At 71.9% G+C, this 22903-nt stretch carries 17 protein-coding genes; 9 read left to right on the top strand and 8 right to left on the bottom strand.

The genetic code is table 11. From position 1 onward, the window contains the following. Nucleotides 1–44: 44 nt before the first annotated feature. Together AB0K07_RS00865 and AB0K07_RS00870 are read right to left on the bottom strand one after the other, a co-directional pair. Nucleotides 45–1958 carry a S8 family serine peptidase gene (locus tag AB0K07_RS00865; protein ID WP_363749938.1) on the bottom strand — a complete coding sequence of 638 codons (1914 nt, stop codon included), beginning with the start codon at nt 1956–1958 and terminating at the stop codon, nt 45–47. 351 nt (nt 1959–2309) lie between these two features. Then, nucleotides 2310–3770 carry a CCA tRNA nucleotidyltransferase gene (locus tag AB0K07_RS00870; protein WP_363749940.1) on the bottom strand — a complete coding sequence of 487 codons (1461 nt, stop codon included), beginning with the start codon at nt 3768–3770 and terminating at the stop codon, nt 2310–2312. 127 nt (nt 3771–3897) lie between these two features. Here AB0K07_RS00870 and murJ point away from each other — a divergent pair, with 127 nt between their 5' ends. The 7 genes from murJ (at nt 3898) to AB0K07_RS00905 (ending at nt 12302) form a co-directional block, all read left to right on the top strand. Then, entirely contained in the window at nt 3898–5652 is a 1755-nt protein-coding gene (murJ, locus tag AB0K07_RS00875; RefSeq protein ID WP_363751356.1) for a murein biosynthesis integral membrane protein MurJ, read from the top strand. Between the two features lie 442 nt (nt 5653–6094). Then, a complete protein-coding gene (locus tag AB0K07_RS00880; protein WP_363749942.1) occupies nt 6095–7702 on the top strand; it encodes a protein kinase family protein in 1608 nt (535 codons plus the stop codon). 43 nt (nt 7703–7745) lie between these two features. Beyond that, nucleotides 7746–8465, top strand: coding sequence for an RNA polymerase sigma factor SigM (gene sigM, locus AB0K07_RS00885; protein ID WP_363751357.1), 720 nt, complete (start codon nt 7746–7748; stop codon nt 8463–8465). Then, nucleotides 8462–9478 carry a hypothetical protein gene (locus AB0K07_RS00890; protein WP_363749944.1) on the top strand — a complete coding sequence of 339 codons (1017 nt, stop codon included), beginning with the start codon at nt 8462–8464 and terminating at the stop codon, nt 9476–9478. The genes sigM and AB0K07_RS00890 overlap by 4 nt, the downstream gene beginning before the upstream one ends. A 181-nt stretch (nt 9479–9659) precedes the next feature. Next, nucleotides 9660–10610, top strand: coding sequence for a thioredoxin-disulfide reductase (gene trxB, locus AB0K07_RS00895; RefSeq protein ID WP_363749946.1), 951 nt, complete (start codon nt 9660–9662; stop codon nt 10608–10610). A gap of 31 nt (nt 10611–10641) precedes the next feature. Continuing rightward, nucleotides 10642–10965 (top strand): thioredoxin, encoded by a 324-nt coding sequence (gene trxA / locus AB0K07_RS00900; protein WP_363749948.1) that lies wholly within the window; start codon nt 10642–10644, stop codon nt 10963–10965. A gap of 170 nt (nt 10966–11135) precedes the next feature. Continuing rightward, nucleotides 11136–12302, top strand: a complete 1167-nt coding sequence (locus tag AB0K07_RS00905; protein WP_363749950.1) for an N-acetylmuramoyl-L-alanine amidase — start codon at nt 11136–11138, stop codon at nt 12300–12302. Between the two features lie 32 nt (nt 12303–12334). Here the strand turns inward: AB0K07_RS00905 and AB0K07_RS00910 are convergent, their stop codons facing one another. Then, entirely contained in the window at nt 12335–13000 is a 666-nt protein-coding gene (locus AB0K07_RS00910) for a GNAT family N-acetyltransferase (RefSeq protein WP_363749951.1), read from the bottom strand. 296 nt (nt 13001–13296) lie between these two features. Between AB0K07_RS00910 and AB0K07_RS00915 the strand changes: the two genes are divergently transcribed. Further along, the gene (locus tag AB0K07_RS00915) at nt 13297–14610 is read left to right on the top strand and encodes a PLP-dependent aminotransferase family protein (protein WP_363749953.1); all 1314 of its coding nucleotides are present in this window, start codon (nt 13297–13299) and stop codon (nt 14608–14610) included. A 7-nt stretch (nt 14611–14617) separates the two neighbouring features. After that, nucleotides 14618–15622 carry a D-alanine--D-alanine ligase gene (locus AB0K07_RS00920; protein WP_363749955.1) on the top strand — a complete coding sequence of 335 codons (1005 nt, stop codon included), beginning with the start codon at nt 14618–14620 and terminating at the stop codon, nt 15620–15622. A gap of 234 nt (nt 15623–15856) precedes the next feature. Here AB0K07_RS00920 and AB0K07_RS00925 read toward each other — a convergent pair whose 3' ends face one another. From AB0K07_RS00925 to AB0K07_RS00945, 5 genes are all read right to left on the bottom strand, one after another. Continuing rightward, complete coding sequence (locus AB0K07_RS00925) at nt 15857–16678, bottom strand: hypothetical protein (RefSeq protein WP_363751358.1); 822 nt, start codon at nt 16676–16678, stop codon at nt 15857–15859. Between the two features lie 1909 nt (nt 16679–18587). Further along, nucleotides 18588–19601 (bottom strand): ParB/RepB/Spo0J family partition protein, encoded by a 1014-nt coding sequence (locus AB0K07_RS00930; RefSeq protein WP_363749957.1) that lies wholly within the window; start codon nt 19599–19601, stop codon nt 18588–18590. Between the two features lie 27 nt (nt 19602–19628). Then, nucleotides 19629–20933 (bottom strand): ParA family protein, encoded by a 1305-nt coding sequence (locus AB0K07_RS00935; RefSeq protein ID WP_363749959.1) that lies wholly within the window; start codon nt 20931–20933, stop codon nt 19629–19631. Between the two features lie 257 nt (nt 20934–21190). Beyond that, nucleotides 21191–21901 carry a 16S rRNA (guanine(527)-N(7))-methyltransferase RsmG gene (gene rsmG, locus AB0K07_RS00940; RefSeq protein ID WP_363751360.1) on the bottom strand — a complete coding sequence of 237 codons (711 nt, stop codon included), beginning with the start codon at nt 21899–21901 and terminating at the stop codon, nt 21191–21193. A 157-nt stretch (nt 21902–22058) separates the two neighbouring features. Continuing rightward, on the bottom strand, nt 22059–22709 hold the full coding sequence (locus AB0K07_RS00945; protein ID WP_363751362.1) for a R3H domain-containing nucleic acid-binding protein: 651 nt from the start codon (nt 22707–22709) through the stop codon (nt 22059–22061). Nucleotides 22710–22903 lie beyond the last annotated feature (194 nt).

The raw sequence follows: 22903 nt of genomic DNA on the forward strand, positions 1-22903 counted from the left end.
CCCGAGGGAGGGGTGCCGGCGGGCGCCGGGTGGAGCGGGCTGGATCAGGCGACCTCGAGGACGAACTTCTCGCCGATGCCGAGACCCAGGTTCGGGTCGAACCAGTCGATGGTCCGGTTGGAGATGAGCTGGCCGGTGCCGGCGCTGCCGGCGCTGACCGCCTGCCCGTCGATGTAGGCGCGCAGGTAGATCGACCCGTCAGCGTTGTAGTCGAGGAAGTCGAAGACCTCCCAGTCGCCGATCGCCGGGCCGCTGGCCCGCAACGGCTTGCTGCCGGCACCTTCCGCGGAGACGTACTTGCCGTTGACCAGCGCCCGGATGCCGTAGAACCCGTCCGACAGGTTGACGACCTCGAACTTCTCCCAGGTGCTGACCGAGCTCGACACCGGCCTCAGCGGCTGGCTGCCGGCACCTTCTGCGGAGGCGTACTTGCCGCTCGCCACCGACTTGATGCTGACCACCGGGGCCGGCGCCTCGACGCCGAACTTCTCCCAGGTGCCGATGGCCGCCGCGCTCGCGACCAGCGCCGCACCGTTGCTCGGGGCGGAGACGTACTTTCCGTTGACCTTCGCCTTGAGGCTCACCGTGCCGTCGGTGTTGTTGATGAGCTGGAACTGCTCCCACAGGCCGACCGCCGGACCCTCGGCCACCAGCGGCTTGCTGCCCGCGCCAGTGGCGGAGACGAACTTGCCGTTGACCTTGGCCCGGAGCCCGACCAGTCCGCTGCCGGCGTCGACGATGTCGTACTTCTCCCAGGCACCGAACGCCGGCCCGATGGCGACCAACGGCTTGCTGCCCGCGCCGTCGGCGGAGACGAACTTGCCGTTGGAGCGAGCCCGCAGGCCGTGCGAGCTGCGCGCCGGCGAGGTGCTGCGCACGTTGAGCAGTCGGTCGGTCGCCCCCGCCGGGTCGTGCACCGCGCCAGCGACACCAGTGGTGACGATCTGGTCGCGGACCCGCTGCGGGGTCCAGGTCGGGTTGGCCTGGAGCAGCAGCGCCGCGGCACCCGCCACGTGGGGCGAGGCCATGGACGTGCCGCTGATCGACAGCGTGCCGTTGGTGCTGCCAGCGGCAGCGGAGACGATGCTCACGCCGGGGGCGAAGGTGTCGACGCAGCTGCCGTAGTTCGAGAACCAGGCCCGGAAGTCGATCTTGTCGGTGGCCCCCACCGTGATCGCCGCCGGTACGTTGGCCGGCGAGACGCCACAGGCGTCCTGCATGCTGTTGCCCGCGGCCACCGCGTAGCTGATGCCGGTGCCGATCGAGCGGCTGACGGCGTCGTTGACCGCCTGGTTGGTGCCACCGAACCCGAGGCTCATGTTGGCCACCGCCGGCTTCACCGCGTTGGCGGTGACCCAGTCGATGCCCGAGATGATCTGCTCGGAGGTGCCGCTGCCCTCACAGTCCAGGACACGGACGCCGACGAGCTGGACACCCTTCGCCACACCGAAGGTGGTGCCGCCGATCGTGCCGGCGACGTGGGTGCCGTGCCCCTCGCAGTCCTGGGCCACGTCGTCCTGGTCGACGGCGTCCCAGCCGTACCTGGCCCGTCCACCGAAGTCCTGGTGTGCGATGTCGATGCCGGTGTCCAGGACGTACGCGGTGACATTCTGGGCCGTCGACGGGTACGTGTAGCTGTTGTCGCGCTTCGCACCGCTCTGGTCGATCCGGTCGAGGCCCCAGGACGGAGGGTTGGTCTGGGTGCCGCTGGCCGAGGCGACCTGGACCTGCTCCACATAGGCCACCGCAGGGTCGGCGGCCAGCCGCTCCGCCTGCCGCCGGTTCATGGCAGCCGAATAGCCGTGCAGAGCGCTGGAGAAGACCCGACGGACCGTGCCACCGTTGGCCGCAGCGAGCGCGGACGCCTTCGCCTTGACCTCCTTCGGGGTGGCCTTCTTGTCTTTGAGGACCACGATGTACCGGTCCGGTACCGCGTCGTGGGTGCCCGCGCCCCGCACCTGGGGTCGCTGGCTGGGGGTCGGGTCAGCCGATGCGGCACCACCGGTGCCGACGCTGACGATGACAGTTGCGGAGACGAGAGCAAGGCCCGCCACCGCCGAGCGGCGTATCACGCCACGGCGTTTCACTAGGTGATCTCCCCGTTGGTCGTCGCCCGTCCGATCCGGACGGCCGGACGGGCGGTGGGGTCGGCGGCGGTGTCAGTGCACCGGCAGCCGACGGACGCCAAGACATCATGGACGACGATCGAAGCAGTACACCTCAGCCATTCGGTCGATCCGAGCGCGTTTCGTCGTCGACCAGACAGCTTTCGGCGCCGCGTCGACGGCGGGTCGACGGGCCAACCGATCTCAGTCGAGGATGCCCTCGGCGCGCGCCCAGCGCAGCAGCTCCGCCTCGGCGGCGTCGCGGTCCAGCGGGCCGTGCTCGAGGCGCTGCTCCTTGAGGTGCTTCCAGGCCCGCCCCACGACCGGCCCCGGCGGTACGCCGAGCAGCTCCATGATCGCGTTGCCGTCCAGATCGGGGCGGACCCGGGCCAGGTCCTCCTCGGCCGCGATCCGGGCGATCCGGTCCTCCAGGGCGTCGTAGTCCGCCCCGAGCTGGGCGGCCTTACGGCGGTTGCGGGTGGTGCAGTCCGAGCGGGTCAGCTTGTGCAGGCGAGGTAGCAGGTCACCGGCGTCGGCGACGTAGCGGCGTACCGCCGAGTCGGTCCACTCGCCCCGGCCGTACCCGTAGAAGCGCAGGTGCAGCGCGACCAGCGCGGTCACCTTCGCGGTGATCTCCTTGGGGTAGCGCAGCGCCTTCATCCGGGCCTTGGTCAGCCGGGCGCCGACCACCTCGTGGTGGTGGAAGCTGACCCGACCGTCGGGGCCGACCGCCTTGGTCGCCGGCTTGCCCACGTCGTGCATGAGGGCGGCCATCCGCAGGATGAAGTCGCAGCCGTCCTCCTCAAAGGAGACCGCGTTCTCGACGACCGTCAGCGTGTGCTCGTAGACGTCCTTGTGCTGGGCGTGCTCGTCGATCTCCAGCTTGAGCCCGGTCAGCTCCGGCAGGAACCGTTCGGCCAGGCCCGTGTCGACCAGCAGCCGCAGACCGGTGATCGGGTCTGCGCCGCAGAGCAGCTTGGTGAACTCGTCGCGGATCCGCTCGGCGGTGATCCGGTCCAGGTCGGCGGCCATCCGGCTCATCGCCGCGTGCACGTCCGGGTGCACGGCGAAGCGCAGCTGGGCGGCGAACCGGGCGGCCCGCAGCATCCGCAGCGGGTCGTCGCCGAACGACTCGCGGGGATCCGCGGGAGTACGGATGACCTTGGCCGAGAGGTCGTCCAGCCCGCCGTGCGGGTCGGTGAACCGGTGCTCCGGCAGGCTGACCGCCATCGCGTTGATGGTGAAGTCGCGCCGCCTCAGGTCCTCGGTCAGGTTGGTGCCGTAGACGACCACCGGGTTGCGGGTGACCTGGTCGTACGACTCGGCGCGGAAGGTGGTGATCTCCAGCCGGAGGCCGTCGCGCTGGGCACCGATGGTGCCGAACTCCCGGCCGGTCTCCCAGATCGACTCGGCCCAGCCCTTGATGATCCGCAGCGTCTCGTCGGGATGCGCGTCGGTGCAGAAGTCCAGGTCGTCCCCGAGACGGCCGAGCAGCGCGTCCCGTACCGAACCGCCCACCAGGTGCAACTCGTGACCGGCGCGCACGAACCGGCGGCCCAACTCGTCGGCGACCGGGGAGACCCGGAGCAGTTCGGCGACGGCGTTGCGCTGCGCTGCGGTGAGTTCGCGGCGGTCGGCGGCGTGGGGAGCGGAAGCTTCGGACATGGGATCGCCAGCCTATCGGGCCTCCTTCGCATCCCCGCCGCCGGGCGCGGGTAACGGGTACCGGTTGACTATGGTCTGTGACGTGCGGGTCGGCGCCCGGCTCGACGTACCCCCTGGGAGGCTGGAGATGAGCGGCGGGCTCTACCGCAGCGCGAACGCCGCGCAGGGCGGCGGTGCGGGAGCCGGCGTGCCGCCGGGGGACGGTGCCACCTTCATCTCCGCCGAGCCGCTGAACCAGCCGGCCATGGAGTCGACCGCGCCGCCTCAGGAGCAGGTGGCGGAGGCGAGCGCCGCGACCAACAGCGCGGTGATGGCGATCGGCAGCCTGGTCAGCCGGGGTACGGGCTTTCTGCGGACGCTGGTGCTGACCGCCGCGCTGGGTGGCGCGCTGGTCGGTGACGCGTACACGACCGCGCAGATCCTGCCGGGGATGGTCTATGAGTTCCTGCTCGGCGGCATCCTCACCAGCGTGCTGATCCCGGTGCTGGTGCGCCGGCGCAAGGCCGACGCCGACGGTGGTCAGGCGTACGCCCAGCGGCTGCTCACCCTGGCGGTGGTCACCCTCGCCGCGGCCGCGCTGGTCGCGGTGGCCGCCGCGTCGCTCCTGACCAGTCTCTACACCAGTGACAACCGCGGGACGGACTACCAGGAGCTGGTCACCAGCCTGTCGTACCTGATGTTGCCGATGATCTTCTTCACCGGCCTCAGCGCGCTGATCAGCGCGGTGCTCAACACCCGGGGGCACTTCGCCGCCCCGATGTGGGCGCCGATCCTCAACAACATCGTGGTGATCGCCACCGCCGGCCTCTACATCGCGATCTTCGGTGCGGAGATCGTCCGGCCGGACCAGATGACCCCCGGCCGGATCCTCCTGATCAGCGGTGGCACCCTGCTCGGTGTCGCGATCCAGGCCGCCGGCCTGCTGCCGGCGCTGCGCAGGGTGGGCTTCCAGTGGAAGCTCCGGTTCGACTTCCGCGCGCTCGGCCTGCGTGAGCTGGGCCGGCTCGGCGGCTGGATGTTCTGCTACGTGGCGGTCAGCCAGGTCGGTCTGATCGTGCTGTTCAACCTGCTCAACCGGGCGGGCGACGGGGACGCCGGCGCCCTGATCTACAACAACGTCTTCCTGCTGCTGATGATGGCGCACGGCATCATCGCCGTCTCGATCATCACGGCGCTGATGCCGCGGATGAGCGCCGCCGCCGCCGACGGCCGCTACGCCGACGTCGCCGCCGACCTGTCCCGGGGCACCCGGACGGTCTCCGCGGTGCTCGCTCCGATCGCCGTCTGCTACGCCGTGTTGGCCACCCCGCTGGCGGTGGTGCTGTTCCGCTACGGCGCGTTCAGCGACGAGAACGCCGCCGACACCTCGCTCGTGCTGCTGCTGGCCGCGCTCGCCCTGGTGCCGTTCGCGATCAGCCAGCTCTTCACCTTCGCCTTCTACGCCCTGCCGGACACCCGCACCCCGGCGCTGATCAACATTCCGGTGGTGGCGCTGCGGATCGGCGTGCAGATCGTGCTCTTCGCCGCGTTCGCCGCCCACTTCGCGGCGGCCGGGATGATGATCGGCAACGCCGTCTCGTACCTGGCCGCGGCGATCGGCTCCGCCTGGCTGCTCCGTCCGCGGGTCGGCCGGATCGGGCTGGGCGGCATCATGCGCACCCTGGGCCGGGTCCTGGTGGCCGCGCTCGGCGCCGCGCTGGTCGGTCTGCTGGTGGTCAACCTGCTGCCCGGCGGCGACACGCCGAGTTGGACGCAGGCCGTCGTCCAACTGGTGATCGGCGGTGTGGTGATCGGCGGGACCTACCTGGGGCTGGCCATGGTGCTGCGGATCGGTGAGATCACCGAGGTGGTGGGCATGGTCCGCCGCCGCCTCGGTCGCTGAACGCCAGCATCCGCGCACGAAAGTCGTACCTGCACGGACTGTGACCGGGGATCACCAGGCTGGGGACGCACCTGTGGATAACTCAGCGATTCGCCGGTCAGCGACCGAATCTCCTGTGGATAACCAACCGTACGGCTGAGCGTGCCGGTCCGATCGGCGGGAACACGGCCGCTGGCGGGAGCGCCAGAACGGCCCGGCCCCGGCGTCAGTCACTTGCGGTGAAGCCGTAGATTGGCTAGTACATGTGCCAGCAACGTGGCTGACAACGGTCGTAACCGGACGAGTTCCCCGACACCCGGCACCCCGCCGGGTACGGCGGGAAGATGACATGTCGGGGAGACGGGCAACCCGGGTAAGGTCGCTCTCGACGGGTACGGCAGGCGCCGACGCTGCGCGTCGACACCGGTCGGCCGGTTCCTTCGACGGCAGAGCGGGAAGCCACATGCCCAGCAGTTCGGGTCCATCGATCGACACGATCACCGAGGGAGGACGGGTGACCCAGGTCGGCGAGGGTCAGGAGGCGGACGAGAGCGCTCCTCCGGTCATGACCTTCGGTGCTCCCACGGCCGGTGAAATTCTCGCCGAGCGATACGAGCTGGTCGAGCACATCAACAACGACAGCGCGGGTCGGCTGGTCTGGCGCGGGGTTGACGTCATCCTGCGCCGCCCCGTCGCGGTGGTGCTGCGCTACCCGGGTGGCGACTCCGCCACCGAGATGCTTCAGGCGGCCGTCGCGGCCAGCCGGGTCATCCACCCCAACCTGGTCGGCGTCTACGACGCGATCGACGAGGCCGAGCGGGCGTACGTGGTGCGCGAGTGGGTGGACGGGCAGTCGCTGCGCGACCTGGCGACCGAGGGCCCCCTGGACCCGGCCCGGGCCACCGCGATCGGCAACGCCGTCGCCAGCGCGCTCGCCGCGGTCCACGCCACCGGGATGGTGCACGGCAACGTGCACCCCGGCACCGTGATGATCAGTGACGAGGGCCGGGTGGTCCTGGCAGACGCGCGCACCGACGGCGCGGACAGCCAGGAGAACGACATCCGGGCGGTCGGCGGGATCCTCTACTTCGCCCTGACCGGCTACTGGCCGCACGCCGAGGCACCGCTGCACGGCGCCACCGCCGGCCACGGCCGGGCCGCCATCCCGGACGCGGTCCGGGACGCCAGCGGCGGCATCGCGGCGCCCCGCCAGGTGCGGGCCGGTGTGCCCGCGTACCTGGACGACCTGACCATGGACCTGCTCGACGCCGAGATCGCACCACCCTCCTCGGACGTGCTCGCCGCCGAACTGGCACGGCTCGACGTGCCGGCGGAGGAGGAGCACTACCTGGACAACAGCGGGCCGCTGCGGTTCACCGCCGACACCGAGGACGAGCCGTCCCCGCTGGCCGCGGCCGGCGGTCGGAAGGTCGCCGTGGGCATCGCCGGTCTGCTGGCGGTGGCGCTGGTCGGCCTGCTGATCGGGATCAGCGCGCTCGGTGACAACGACAAGGATCCGCAGAACAACGCGGGGGCCGCTCCCACCTCCAGCGCCCCGGCAGGCGAGGCCACCCCGGCCGCCGCCACGGCGCGCAAGCTGGCCGTGAAGGACGTCCGGATCATCGACCCGGACAGCAGGCAGCGTAACGAGCTCGGCGACGCCGACAAGATCATTGATGGTGACGAGGACAAGGGCTGGGAGACGGACACCTACAAGGACCGTCCCAACTTCGGCAACCTCAAGAAGGGCATGGGCGTCTGGCTCGATCTCGGCGAGCCGCACAACGTCAAGTCGGTGCAGGCGGTGCTCTCCGCAACCAACGCGTCCGCCCAACTTCTCGCCGGCACCGTCAACCCGCCGTCGACCTCCAACGGCGACAAGCAGGTGGTCGCGAACTACAAGACCGCCATCGGGCAGCCGTTCGAGGACCATGACGGCACCACGATGACGTTCAACGGCTTCGACGCGGACCGGAAATACCAGTACCTGCTGTTCTGGATCACCGAACTGCCTCCGGCCGAGGGTGGCTTCAAGCTGGGGGTGCAGGAGATCACGGTCCAGGGGTCGTGAGCCGGTCACCAGACAGCAGGCACCGCATCCCCTGGACGTGGTGATGGACGGGCGCGACGCCGCAACCGACCTGGAGCTGCTGCGCGCCCACGTCTCCGGGGACCGGGACGCCTTCGCGGTGCTGTTCCACAGGCACCGGGACCGGCTCTGGGCGGTCGCTCTGCGGACGCTCGGTGACCGCGAGGAGGCCGCCGACGCCCTCCAGGACGCGCTGTTGTCGGCGCACCGGGCGGCCGGCCGGTTCCGGGGCGACTCCGCCGTCACCACCTGGCTGCACCGCATCGTGGTGAACGCCTGCCTGGACCGGATCCGACGCCGGCAGGCACACCCCACCGTTCCGCTGCCCGACGGCAACCGCGCCGGGCACGGCTCGGGCATCGGAGGGGTGGAGCCGGCCGCACCGGCGCAGGACCACGACACCGCACTGGTGGTCCGCGAGGCGCTCGCCGCGCTGCCCGTCGAGCAACGCGCCGCCCTGGTGCTGGTGGACGTGCAGGGCTACCCGGTCGCCGAGGTGGCGCGCATCCTCGGTGTCGCCGAGGGGACCGTGAAGAGCCGGTGCGCCCGGGGTCGGGCCCGGCTGGCGGTGCTGCTCGGGCATCTGCGGCCGGCAACCGGTGCGGCGGCACCGCCGGTCCGCCCGGAGCCATCCGGACCGGTCGCGGACGTGCCCGACGTCACGCCGGGGAACCCACGCCCGGCCGAGGGCGTCGGATCGGGGTCGGGCCGGTACCGGCGGGACGCCAATCAGGAGGACACGTGACAACCGAGGGGTTCAGGGAGGTCGACGACGACCTGCTCGCTGACTACCTCGGCGGGGCGTTGGACGGCACACCGCAGCAGGCGCAGGTCGCTCGGCTGGTCGACACGGACCCGGCCTGGGGCGAGGCGTACGCGCTGCTGGCCGCCGCGGTGACGGAGGTCCGCGCCGACCTGGCCCGGTGGGCCGAGCCCTCCCCGGAGCTGCCGTCGGCGGTCTTCGACCGACTCGCCGCCGCGCTGGCCGCCGCGGATCCGGTGCCGAGCGACACCCCGACCGACGCGGACACCACCGACAGCACGCCGGGCGTCGAGCCGGAAGCCGGCATCGCGACGCCGGTCGTGCCGGCCCAGGGCGGAAGTGGCCCCGGTCGGCGGCCCACCGGCTCGTCCCCGGCCGAGCCGGGGCACGGCACCCGGACCGGTCCGGGTCGCCGCCGGCGCAGGTGGACCCGGCGTGCCGCTCCGGTGGCCGTCGCGGCGGTCGCCGTCGTCGCGGTCGGCCTCGGCCTCAATCAGCTCTCCATGAACGCCTCGGACACCGCCGGCACCAGCGCCATGGACCAGCCGGCCAGCGCCCCTGAGGGCGCGGCGGCAGCCGGGGCGGTCCGCACCACCGGGCCGTCCCTCCGCAGCGGTACGGACTACACACCCCAGAGCCTCGGCAAGGCGGCGGGCGGGCCGTCCCCCCTTCGGGAGGAGGACAGCAGCGGCCCCGCAGGGCAGCCCGGCGTGGACGCCGAGAGCCACCGGCGACCGTCGCCGGACGGGCAGGACCAGCTGGCCCGGCTGAGCGACGAGGCCGCGCTGACCACCTGCCTGGCAGAGGTGGCGGCGGAGCATGGATCGGCCCCGCTGGTCGTCGAGGTGATCGACTACGCGGAGTTCCGGGGCGAGCAGGCGCTGGTCATCCGGTTCACCGACGCGACCGGGGCGCGCTATGCCTGGGTGAGCGGCCCGGAGTGCGGTGTCCCCGGGTCCGGCTCGGACAGCCGGTATTCGGCGCGGGTAGGGTGAATCTGCGGTCACCGGCGCGCTGAGCATCGGCGTGACCTGACCCACCGGATGTCCGGCTCGGGAATCCCCGGTTCGTACGATGACGTTCTGGAAGTCACCTGCCGGCACCCTCCAGGCGTCGGCACTCGGATCGGCATCGGTGCGCGCGCCGACGCCGACACACACAACTCGGGAGACGGCAGTGGACGAGGTCCGCAACCTGATCATCATCGGCTCCGGGCCGGCCGGTTACACCGCGGCCGTCTACGCGGCACGCGCCAACCTGAAGCCGCTGATCATTGAGGGCGTGCAGTCGGGCGGCGCGTTGATGACCACGACCGAGGTGGAAAACTTCCCCGGCTTCGCCGACGGCATCCTCGGCCCCGAGCTGATGGACAACATGCGCAAGCAGGCCGAGCGGTTCGGCGCCGAGTTCCTCACCGACGACGTGACCCGGGTCGAGCTGGTCGACACCGGCGACGCGGGCTCCGGCGCGGTGAGCACCGTCTGGGTCGGCGAGACCGCCTACCGGGCCCGCGCCGTCATCCTGTCCACCGGTTCGGCCTGGCGCCCGCTGGGTGTGCCCGGCGAGCAGGAGTACCTCGGCCACGGCGTCTCCTCGTGCGCCACCTGTGACGGGTTCTTCTTCCGCAACCAGCACATCGTGGTCGTCGGCGGCGGCGACTCGGCGATGGAGGAGGCCAGCTTCCTCACCCGCTTCGCCGACTCGGTCACGATCATCCACCGACGCGACTCGTTCCGGGCCAGCAAGATCATGGCTGACCGGGCGATGAACAACGAGAAGATCAAGGTCGAGTGGAACAGCACCGTCGAGGAGGTCCTGGGCGCCGACGGCAAGGTCACCGGCGTACGGGTCCGCAACGTGCACACCGGCGAGACCAAGGTGATGGACGTGACCGGTGTTTTCGTGGCCATCGGTCACGACCCCCGCAGCGAACTCTTCCGCGACCAGGTCGAGCTGGACGACGAGGGCTACGTGAAGGTCCAGGCCCCCAGCACCCGCACCAGCCTGCCCGGCGTCTTCGCCGCCGGTGACGTGGTCGACCACACCTACCGTCAGGCGATCACCGCGGCCGGCACGGGCTGTGCCGCCGCGCTCGACGCCGAGCGGTTCATCGCGACGCTCAGCTGACATACCGAACACATCCCGGAGGAGGGGCATAGTGGGAACAACCAAGGCGGTCACCGACAAGAGCTTCGTCGCTGACGTGCTGCAGGCCGACAAGCCGGTGCTGGTGGACTTCTGGGCCGAGTGGTGCGGGCCCTGCCGCAAGGTGTCGCCGCTGCTCGAGGAGATCGCCCGCGAGATGGGTGACCAGGTCAGCATCGTCAAGCTCAACATCGACGAGAACCCGGAGACCGCCCGGGCCTACCGGGTGATGTCCGTGCCGACGCTCACCGTCTTCAAGAACGGCCAGCCGGTGCAGTCGATCGCTGGCGCCAAGCCGAAGGGTGAGCTGGTCCGGCTCATCGAATCGGCACTCTGACCAGTAGCAACACCACCGAACCCCGTACCCGGTCGCCGGGTGCGGGGTTCGGTGTCTTCCGGGCCCCCACCCCGCCCGTTTTTCCGGCCCGAGCCACCTCGCAGCCCCGGAACGCATAGCCTCAAGCCGGGGCCGCCCGGCCAGCCAGCGTCGTGCAGAGGGGGTCGTGCGTGCGTCCGATCCGACCCGGTGACCGGGGACCCGCAGTCACGGAGATCCGTACCATCCTCACCGGCCTCGACCTGCTCGCCTCCGCCGCCGACCCACACCTCGACGAGTTCGATCTCGACACCGAGCGAGCGGTCCGCGCGTTCCAGCAGTCCCGCGGGCTCAGCGTGGACGGCCGGGTCGGGAGGGAGACCTGGGGGGCCCTGGACGCCGCCCGCTGGCGGCTCGGCGCCCGCACCCTCTACCACGCGGTACCGGATCCGCTCACCGGCGAGGACGTCCGGTCGCTCCAGGAGCGACTGCTGGAGATGGGGTACGACGTGGGCCGGGCGGACGCCATCTACGGCATCCGGACCTCCCGGGCGGTGGCCCAGTTCCAGCGCGAGGTCGGGCTGACCCCGGACGGCTCCTGCGGCCCGCACACCATGAACGCGCTGCGCCGGATCGGCCGCAAGGTCGTCGGTGGCCGCCCGCAGTGGCTGCGCGAGTCCGACGCGATCCGGCAGTCCGGGCCGGCGTTGGTCGGTAAGACGGTGGTCATCGACCCGGGCCACGGAGGGACCGACCCGGGGGTGGTGGTGCCGGAAGGGTCGCTGCGCTGGACGGAGGCGGACCTGATGCACGACCTGGCCAGCCGGCTGGAGGGGCGCCTCGCCGCGTCCGGGGTGCGGGTGCAGCTCACCCGAGGCCCGGCACCCGACAGTTGCCTGCCGGACACCGACCGCGCGCTGCTGGCCAACTCACTCGGCGCCGACGTGTTCATTTCGCTGCACGTGGACGGGCACGCCAACCCGGAGGCCGAGGGCGTGGCGACGTACCACTACGGCACCAACAACGGCGTGACCTCGGCGACCGGTGAGCGGCTGGCCGGGCTGGTGCAGCGGGAGATCGTCGCCCGCACCGGGTTGCGGGACTGCCGTACCCACGCCAAGGCGTGGGACCTGCTGCGGCTGACCCGGATGCCGGCGGTCCGGGTGGAGGTCGGCTACCTCACCTCGCCGGCGGACCGTGCCCGGCTGATCGACCCCCGGTTCCGGGACCGGGTGGTGGAGGCGATCGTGGCCGCGGTGCAGCGGATGTACTTCCCGATCGAGCGGGACGTGCCGACCGGCTCGATCGACGTCAGCGAACTGCGGGCGGTGGTGACGGCAGGGACGGTGGTCGACTGAGCCATCTCTGGGGCGCTCCGCGCGTCTTCCGCTCAGCCGCTGGTGGAGCGGGTGGCCGGGGCGGGGCGGACCGGACGGAGCAGCGTCTCCGGGCTCATCGAGCCGAGCAGCTTCTCCAGCGCGTACTCGACGTCGGACTTCCAGCTCAGCGCGGTGCGCAGCTCCAGCCGCAGGCGGGGGAACCGCGGATGCGGACGGACCGTCTTGAACCCGACGGAGAGGAAGAAATCGGCCGGTGCCACGCAGCCGCCCGCCGGGTCGTCGGCATCGCCGAACTTCGCGTCGCCGAATGCCTCGATCGCCTTGATCCCCCGCTTGGTCAGATCCCGGGCGACGCCCTGCACGAGCATCCGGCCCAGCCCACCGCCGGAGAACGCGGCGACCACGTTGGCGGTCATCAACAGCGCCGCGTCGGCGGAGACCGGCGAGGTGGGGAACGCCATGGAGCGCGGCACGTACGCGGGCGGCGCGTACATCACGAAGCCCGCCGGCATCCCGTCGACGTACGCGAGCTTGCCGCACGAGCCCCACTCCAGCAGCGTCTGCGAGACCCACGCCTCCTTCTCCAGGCCCGGGTCGCCAGCGGCGCAGGCGCGGTCGGCGGAGACCGGGTCCAGCTCCCAGTAGACGCACTGCCGGCACGGGCGAGGAAGGTCTTCCAACGTGTCGAGGGTCAGGCTGACCAGACGTCGCGACATTGGCGCATCCCCACAATAGGCTCGGTGGTGAGACCGGCACGGAACGACAGCGCCGCCTTCCTGCCCCCGACGAGCGATCGTACGCCGCCGATCGACCGTACGGGAGGGGACGCGCAGATCACCACCACACCGGGGGACGCCGGCGGCCGGGTCCGGGATGTGGACGGTCCGCCGCCACAGGCCAGCGCCGTGGCTCCGGCGGACTAGGATCGACAATCGGTGTCCCCGCCGCCATGGTCGCCAGCGTGCGGGGTACCCGGGGCGGGAGCCACCCGAGCAGCGATCGAGGTGAGGTCATGACCGGCACGACACTCGACGACTACACCGACCGGTACGCCCGGCGGGTACGCGGGATGACCGCCTCCGAGATCCGAGCACTCTTCGCGGTGGCCAGTCGACCGGAGGTCGTCTCGCTCGCCGGCGGAGCCCCGTACATCGCCGCCCTGCCGCTCGACGCGGTCGGCGAGATGCTCGGCCGGCTCGGCTCCGAGCACGGCGTGACCACCCTCCAGTACGGCATCGGTCAGGGCACCCTCGAACTGCGCGAGCGGATCTGCGAGGTGATGACCCTCTCCGGGATCGACGCCAGCTGTGGGGCCTCCCCGGAGGACGTGGTGGTCACCGTGGGCGGGCAGCAGGCGCTCGACCTGGTGGCCCGGCTCTTCCTCGACCCGGGTGACGTGGTGCTCGCCGAGGGGCCGACGTACGTCGGCGCGCTCGGGGTGTTTCAGGCCGCCCAGGCGCAGGTGGTGCACGTACCGATGGACGCCGACGGGCTGATCCCGGAGGCGCTGGAGACGGCCATCGACGACCTGGCCCGGGCCGGTCGTCGGGTCAAGTTCCTCTACACCATCCCCACCTACCAGAACCCGACCGGCGTGACGCTCAGCGAGGAGCGCCGGGAGCGGGTGCTCGACATCTGCGAGCGCGCCGGCCTGCTCGTGGTCGAGGACGACCCGTACGGCCAGTTGGGGTTCGAGGGCGAGGCGCCGGCGCCGTTGCGGGCCCGCCGCCGCGAGGGGGTCTTCTACCTCAGCACGTTCTCCAAGACCTTCGCCCCCGGCCTGCGGGTCGGCTGGATCCTGGCGCCGCACGCGGTCCGCGACAAGCTGGTCATCGCCAGCGAGGCGCAGATCCTCTGCCCCAGTGGCTACGCCCAGGCCGCGGTCGCCACCTACCTGGGCACCATGCCGTGGCGCCAGCAGCTCAAGGTCTACCGCGAGGTCTACCGGGAGCGCCGCGACGCCATGCTCGACGCGCTGGCCGACCTGATGCCCGAGGGCACCAGCTGGACCACCCCGGCCGGCGGCCTCTTCGTCTGGGCCACCCTGCCCGACGGGCTCGACTCGAAGGCCATGATGCCGCGCGCCGTCGCCGCACGGGTCGCCTACGTGCCCGGCACCGGCTTCTACGCCGACGGCACCGGCACCGACACGATGCGACTGAACTTCAGCTTCCCGCCGCCGGAGCGGATCCGCGAGGGCGTCCGTCGGCTGGCCGGCGTGATGGAGCAGGAGATCGCGATGCGCCGGGTCTTCGGCACTGCGGGAGGCGCCGCCGGGCGACGCGGCCGGGCCGGCTCCGACGTGCCGGGACCCGACTTGGCATGATGCCGGCATGGGTACGACCGCTGCCGAGCGCTTCCACGTGACCAATTCCGCCGTCGCGGCCGACCTGCGCGTGCTGGTACTCGCCGGCGGGCTCTCCTACGAGCGGGACGTGTCGCTGCGCTCCGGTCGCCGGGTCCTCGACGCACTGCGCGCCGTCGGGGTGGAAGCCGAGCTGCGCGACGCCGACGTGGCCCTGCTGCCGGCGCTGACCGTCGACCCGCCGGACGCCGTGGTGATCGCACTGCACGGCGCCACCGGCGAGGACGGCTCGCTGCGCGGGGTCCTGGACCTGTGCGACATCCCATACGTCGGCTGCGACGCCCGCGCCTCCCGGCTCGCCTGGGACAAGCCCTCGGCCAAGGCGGTGCTCCGCGAGGCCGGCATCCCGACACCGGACTGGGTGGCGCTGCCCCACGACCGCTTCTCCGAGCTGGGTGCGGTGGCCGTGCTCGACCGGATCGCCGAGCGGCTCGGCCTTCCTCTGATGGTCAAGCCGGCCCAGGGCGGCTCGGGGCTGGGCGCAGCCGTGGTCCGGGACGCCGCGTCGCTGCCGGCCGCGATGGTCGGTTGTTTCGCGTACGACTCCACGGCGCTCGTCGAGCGGTACGTACCCGGCATGGACGTGGCGGTCTCCGTCGTCGACCTCGGCGACGGCCCGCAGGCGCTGCCACCGGTGGAGATCGTGCCGCGCAACGGTGTCTACGACTACGCCGCCCGCTACACCGCCGGACGGACCACGTGGCACGCCCCGGCCCGGCTCGAGCCGGAGGTGGCCGCCAGGGTGGCTGACGTGGCCCTCGCCGCCCACACCGCGCTCGGCCTGCGTGACCTCTCCCGCGTCGACGTGATCGTCGACGCCGCCGGCCAGCCGCACGTGCTGGAGGTCAACGTCTCACCCGGCATGACCGAGACGTCCCTGCTCCCGCTCGCCGTCCAGGCGGCCGGCCTGGACTTCGGTCGACTCCTCGGCTCCCTGGTCACCCGGGCCGCCGCCCGCCACGCCACGTCCTGATCTCCGCACCACCGGCCCGGCTTCAGTGCCGTGCCGGTGGGCCGGCTTCCGTGCGCTGCTGCCGATCGGCCTAGCTTTCATTCCGTGCCGCTACGCCGGCTTCCGTGCGCTACTGCCGGCCGGCCCGGCTTCCATTCGATGCCGCTAGCCGGCTCTCCGTGCGCTGCTGCCGGTCGGTCGATCATGAGGTTGGCGGGCGTCGGGCCGCTGCCAACCTCATGATCGTGTCGACTGTCAGCGGGCGCTGGGGGTGTCCTCGGATGTGCTGCTGCCGGTGGGTGCGGTGCCGGCCGTAGCCACCGTGGTGGTACCGCCAGCGGCGCCCGCCGGACCGGTGGTGGCGTCCGCCGGATCGGGCGCTGGCTCGGCAGCGGGCTTGGTGGCTGAGTTGGTGATCTCGGTGGCTGGGCTGGTGCCCGCGGAGGTGGTGGTTCCGGTTGCCGGACCGGTGGGGGCGGCAGAAGGCCCCGTCACGGTGTCCGCGCCGCTGTCCGTGTCCGCGCCGCCGTCGCCGTTGGCGTCGGCGTCGTGGTCGGCGTCGGCGTCGTGGTCGGCGTCGGCGTCGTGGTCGGCGTCGGCGTCGTGGTCGGCGTCGGGCGCTGGCTCCGGAATTTCCTCCGCAGCCTCGATGACCGAGACGGCCTCAGCCGCAGCCGCGGCGGCGTCCGCAGCGGCGGACTGGGCCAGCAGGCTGGACGGCGCCTGCCACTGGATGCGGGGCGGCTCGGCGAGCGGCCGGCCGCCGAACTCGGCGAGCCAGGCGGCGACGAGCGCCAGGTTCTCCCGCCACTGCGCCTCGGAGATCGGCGGCAGGATCGAGTCCCACAGCGACAGGAAGGTGCCCCGCAGCTGAAGCCGTCCGTACGGCCGGGCGAGGAACCACATGTGCAGATGAGCGGAGCCATCGCCCCACCGGTTGACGTGCACCCGTGCGACGCCGTCGAGCGACCGGATGGCCCGCTCCAGACGTACGGTCATCACGCCCAGCTCGGCGGCGAGCAGGTTCGGCAGGTCACCCAGGTCGAGGTGGGTCCGCGACTCCAGGATCAGCACCATGGGCAGGCCGGTTGGCCGATCCATGGCGCGTACCCGCCACCGCTCTCCCACCCAGATGTAGGCGTCGTCGGGTGCGTTGCAGGCGGTGCATTCCCGGAGGCCCTCGCCCTTGCGTGGCGGTTCGACCGGGACCGGATCGTCGAGCTGTTTCACGCGGAGGTCACCCTCGAAGGGAAACGAGGGCCACTGGGTGAAGTCCGGGACTGAGGGAGGGGTGTCGTGCACGACGCTGACCCTAACCGAGTCTGGCACCGCTGTCCCTACCAGTTTGATCCCTCCAGACCTGACCGATCAGCGCTGATCGTCGATCCTTATCGGGGTCATCGAGGCGCGGCCGGAGGGATATCCACAGGCTGCCGAGATCGTGAACACGGGCCGTCATCCACAGGCTGGCACCCGCTTTCACGCGGTGTTTCACGTGAAACCGGGGGTACCTGTGGACAACCGGTGTGGATAACTTTTTGACAGGTCGTTCGTTGCACGCGCATGGTCCGCCAGCCCCGGCCGGGACCGCGCCGACGCTGCGGCTCGGGACGGTGCCGAGGGCGTGCTCGCCGGCTCCGCCGACCGGGAAGGCAGCAGTTTCCGGGATATTGGTGTCTCCCCAGAGCCTGAGGCCGCAACATCCCTGAAGTTGCTCGGATCTTGGCTCTTCCGTGGCTGCCTGGGTGGCATGGCACGCAGCAGGGCAAGGGTTCGCCGTGCAGGGCCTGGGCGCGTGGCGGGCGGGACCGGTTGGCCACAGGCCAGCGGGACGCCGGGACGACGCACGGGCGCGAGACGGAGGCGCTGAGCCGGGGGCCGCACGAACGCGCAAGGTGGGCCTAGTCGGCGGGAGCCCTGCGGCGCACGGCCTAGCGGAGCCCAGCCCGGTCGGCGGTGCCAGGCACAGCGCTCGACACCGCAGCGCGGACCGGCCCGCGCGATGACGACGACGACGCGACGACCGAGTCACGGCGCAGAGGCCAGCGTGAGGCGCCGGCGGGAGCAGGGCGCGGTGTGGGCAGACGGCGTGACACAGGCGCCAGGCACGCATGGGCCAGGAGGGCGGGCGCACGAACGAGCGCACGAACGCGGGGCGCAGGGACGCGGGGCGCGCGGACGCAGTCAGGACTTTAGGCGCGGGTACGCGCGACGGACACAAGGGCGCGGGGACGCACGGAGGCACTGGCGCGGGGCGCACCGGATGCACGGACGAACGGGGCCGCACGGACGCGGAGCGCACGGACCAACGAACGGGTGCACGGGCGCGCGGGCGCGCGGGCCGCACAGGCGCGCGGGCCGCACAGGCGCGGGACGCATGGAAGCGGGGCCCACGGGCACGGCGCCCGAGGTACCGCCATCCGCGCCGGGCAACCCGCCAAGCCGCCGGTTCAGGGCTCCCGGAGTCCGACCCACCCGTGGGTATGGGCCGTCCGAGAAACGCGCGCAGACACAGCGCACACGATTCGTCGACCCCACCGAGTGTCAAGAAGCCCACTTCCGCAGTCGACCGAGGAGTAGGCCGCCAGCAGGAGCCCCAAACCGGCCGTGAAGCGGGCCAGCCAGCCACGACCACCCGGCGAGGCGCGCGAGGCCGCAGCGGGCCCCTGGGCGGGCGCAAGAGGCGTTCTCTTGTCATCGTCGGCTGATCCAGCGCACCGGCCCAGTCGTCGACTATCGCCACCGACTCCACCGCCGTTTCACGTGAAACGGCGGACTCGCCCGGCGGCCAGCCAGACGGGGCGCCGTTCACGGGCGGAGGTCAGAACGCCGGCCGGGAGCCCGGCGACCTCGGCCGGCATCAGACCCCTCCGGACCCGCACCCCGCATCGCACAGCGCCGCGCTTGTTTCACGTGAAACCGGTGTGCCCGGATGCAGAGCGGCCGCGCACCCCGAGGGGAAGCGCGGCCGCAGGCGAAGGGGCGATCAGTCCCCGGACTCCTCCTGCTGCACTCCGATGATGCCGACGATCCGCTCCAGGTCGTCCACCGTCGCGAACTCGATAGTGATCTTGCCCTTGCTCCGGCCGATGTCGACCTTCACCCGGGTGTCGAACCGATCGGACAGCCGATCGGCGAGGTCGGTCAGGGCGGGCGCGTGTGGCTTCGGTCGCCGCTTCGCGGCCTGACCCTTCGCCGGCCCGTCGTTCAGCGTCAGGGCCACGATCTCCTCGGTCGCGCGGACCGACAGCCCCTCCGCCACGATTCGCAGCGCCAACTGCTCCTGCGCCTCCGACTCGTCGAGGCTCAGCAGGGCACGGGCGTGGCCCGCGGACAGGATGCCGGCGGCCACCCGGCGCTGCACCTGCGCCGGCAGGTTCAGCAGCCGAATGGTGTTGGAGATCTGCGGTCGGCTGCGGCCGATCCGGCGGGCCAACTCCTCGTGGGTGGCACCGAACTCCTCCAGCAACTGCTGGTACGCGGCGGCCTCTTCCAGCGGGTTCAGGTTGGCCCGGTGGATGTTCTCCAGCAGCGCGTCCCGGAGCATGGCGTCGTCGCGGGTGTCGCGGACGATCGCCGGGATGTTCTCCCGCCCGACCGCCTGGGCGGCCCGCCACCGCCGCTCGCCCATCACCAGCTCGTACTTCTCGTCGTCGAGCTGCCGGACGACGATGGGCTGGAGGAAGCCGACCTCCTGGATGGAGATTTTCAGCTCCTCCAGCGCCTCCTCGTCGAAGACCTGCCGGGGCTGCTTGGGGTTCGGCACGATCGCGTCGACCGGGATCTCGGCGAACCGGGCTCCCGGCACCGGGCTGAGCGTTGGCTCCGGCTCGTGGGTCGGCGCGCTGGCGGGCACCGCCGCAACGGCCGGGACCGACTCATCCTCCACGTGCCCGTTCTCCGGCTCGGCCGTCAGGGTGCCAGCTGCACCCGGCACCGGCCCGGTCGGGATGAGCGCGCCCAGGCCCCGACCCAGACCGCCCCGAGGACGGTTCTTCATGCCACGCCTCCCAGCGAATCGTCCGCACTACGCATTCCGGCCCACCGGCTCCTTGACGCCCCGCTCGGCGATCTCCTGGGCGGCCTCGAAGTAGCTCGTGGCGCCCCGCGAACCGGGATCGTAGGTCATCACCGACTGGCCGTAGCTGGGTGCCTCGGAGACCCGGACGTTGCGGGGGATGACCGCCTGGAGAACCTTGTCGCCGAAGTGGTTCCGGACGTCCTGCTCGACCGCGTCCGCCAGACGGGTACGGCGGTCGTACATGGTCAGCAGGATGGTCGAGACGTCGAGCTTGGGGTTGAGGTGTTGCCGCACCAGGTTGATGTTGTTGATCAGCTGGTTGAGCCCCTCCAGGGCGTAGTACTCGCACTGGATCGGGATCAGCACCTCCTGCGCGGCGACCAGGGCGTTGACCGTGAGCAGACCGAGGGAGGGCGGGCAGTCGATGAAGACGTAGTCGAACTGCCCCGGGTAGGCGGCGATGGCCCGGTCGAGGCGCGACTCCCGCGCCACCACGGACACCAGCTCGATCTCCGCGCCGGCCAGGTCGATCGTCGCGGGTACGCACCACAGGTTGGGGATGCCCTCGACCGCCTGCGCCACCTCGGCGAGCGGCACGCTGTTGATCAGGCAGTCGTACACGTCGGGTATGCCGGTGTGGTGCGGGACGTTGAGGCCGGTCGAGGCGTTGCCCTGCGGGTCGAGGTCCACCACGAGCACCCGGTTGCCGTGCAGCGCGAGCGCCACCGCAAGGTTGACCGTGGTCGTGGTCTTACCCACGCCGCCCTTCTGGTTCGCGACGCACATGACCCGGGTCCGGTGCGGCCGAGGCATGGTCACCTCGCCACTGGGATTCAGGATCTGCACGGCGCGCATCGCCTCCATAGCCAAGGGTGGGTCATCCTCTTCGCGCGTCGGGGTTTCACGTGAAACGTACGTGGGGTCTGCCGCGACGGCTGCCAGTGACTCGGCCGAAGCGACCGGTGCATCGGCGACCGGTGCGGCGTCCGGAGCCGCCGCCGCGGTTGGTTGGTGCGGCACCGCCGACTCGAAGCGGACCGCCGCGACCGTGTTCCGTCGACCCGAGGTCGCCCGTACGTCGGCCGCGTTGACCGGTCGGGTCGCCGCATCCGGTGCCCGGCGAACAACCGCCGGTTCCGTGGTGTCCGGGCCGGCCGGCTGGCCGGCGGGCTCGTCGCGCAACACCAGCGGATCGCTGTCTGCCGGCCCCGAGGCGCCGGGCGACCAGCTCGGGTAGTCGGTTTCACGTGAAACGGGGTCGCTGGTTGACCCGGTCACGCGTGGATCGTCGTACCTGCCGTCGTCATGCACCTGTCATCCCTACCCGCTTCGGATGGTCGGTCCGCGCCCCGGTCAACTTGCCGCACCCACGCCCGCACCTCGGAGCGTACGGCTCCTCGGGAGCGGTCGGAGGCCCGCGACGTCCGTCGCCCGCTCCACACTATCGACGCGCGGTCAGCCTACGGCGGACGGGCGTGGCCGGTCCACGTCGGGTTCTCATCCCCTCGTTCCATCCGTACGGGTACAACGAGACAACCCACCGGCCGGACGCCCGATGGCGCCAAGCGTCAACGGCGGCGTGGCCGCCCGGCCCGGGAGCGTTTGCTGGCAGCCGGACGGGGCTGGCCGACCATCCGCTCGCGGACGATCTCCACCACCGTGGTGGGTGGATCGATCACCCCGACGCCGCAGAAATGCACGGTCGGCTCCCCGCCGCCGAGCCGCGCCACCACCTCGGCGTGCTCGTTGATCTCCTCGGCGGCGGACGCACCCTTGAGCGCCAGCAGCCGCCCGCCGCGCACCGCCAGTGGCAGGCTCCACGCCGCCAGTCGGTCCAGGGGCGCGACGGCGCGAGCCGTCACCACATCCCCGCTGATCGGTTCCCGGCCACTGGATCCGCTGGCCGCCTCATCGGCTCGACCCCGGAACACCCGGACCGATCTGGTCAGGCCGAGTCGCTCGACCACCTCGATCAGGAACGACGTCCGGCGGGCGAGCGGCTCGATCAGGGTCACCGTCAGGTCGGGACGCGCGATGGCGAGAACCAGACCGGGCAGACCGGCGCCGGAGCCGACGTCGAGCACGGTCGCGTCAGCGGGGATCCGCTCGGCGACCGCGGCGCAGTTAAGCAGGTGCCGGTCCCAGATCCGGGGCGCCTCCCGGGGGCCGATCAGACCGCGGATCACCCCGTCGGTGGCCAGCAGCTCGGCGTACGCGGCGGCCACGTCCAGCCGGTCGCCGAGGAGGGTCAGGGCGGCCGGAGCCAGTTCCGGCGGCAACGCCGCGTCGGCCGGGGACGGCGCACCGTCGTCCGCGCCGTCCCGCGCCGGATCGGTGTCGGCGCCCGGGGTGTCGGGCCGGACAGCGGACGGCCCGGGCGGCGTGCCGCCCGGGCCGGTCACGGCGTCAGCCGTGGTGTCGTCGTGGGTCACCCGGTCAGTCCGCCGGCCGTACGACGATGCGCCGACTCGGCTCGACGCCCTCGGACTCGCTCACCACACCGGACATGGCGTTGACCACGTCGTGGACGCACTTGCGCTCGAACGCGGACATCGGCTCCAGCCGGACGGCCTCGCCGTACTCCTTGACCGTCTCGACGGCGTTCTTGGCGACCGCGGCGAGCTCCTTGCGGCGGTTCGCCCGGTAGCCGCCGACGTCGAGCAGCAGGCGGCTCGGCGTGCCGGTCTGCCGGAAGACGGCGAGCCGGGTCAGCTCCTGGAGGGCCTCCAGGGTGGCGCCGCGCTGGCCGACGAGGTTCTGCAGCCGGGCACCGACCACCTCGACCACCGGACGACCACCGGCGACCAGCTCGTCGATGTCGCCGTCGTAGTCGAGGATGTCGAGCAGCCCTTCGACGTAGTCCGCCGCGATCTCGCTCTGCCGGAACAGTTCGCCCTCGCCTGCGGCCTTCTTCTCCCGGCCGCCGGCGGTGGCCTCGGTGTCGTCGCCGGCCTCCGTGTCGTCGCCGGCCTCGGTGTCGTCGCCGGCCTCGGTGTCGTCGGCCTCCGTGTCGTCGGCCTCGGTGCTGTCGTCCACCGCGAGCGGCGCGGTCTCCTCCTCGTCCAGGGACTGCTCGGCGCGGGGGATGCTGGTCTCGGTCACGGTCTCATCTCCGTACTCGCTCGGCCGGACCGTCGGGTCCGCTGGTTTCCCGGGGCCGGCGGGAGGTCGCCGGTGCCCACGGGCACGTCTGTACGGGCAGTGTCGCCCGTGGCCGCGTCACGCGCGGTCGGTTCCGTCCGGCGCCGGCCGTACGGCGGCTGCGCGGTGCGGAACGGGCC

Source organism: Micromonospora sp. NPDC049301, assembly GCF_040678715.1.
Lineage (GTDB): Bacteria > Actinomycetota > Actinomycetes > Mycobacteriales > Micromonosporaceae > Micromonospora.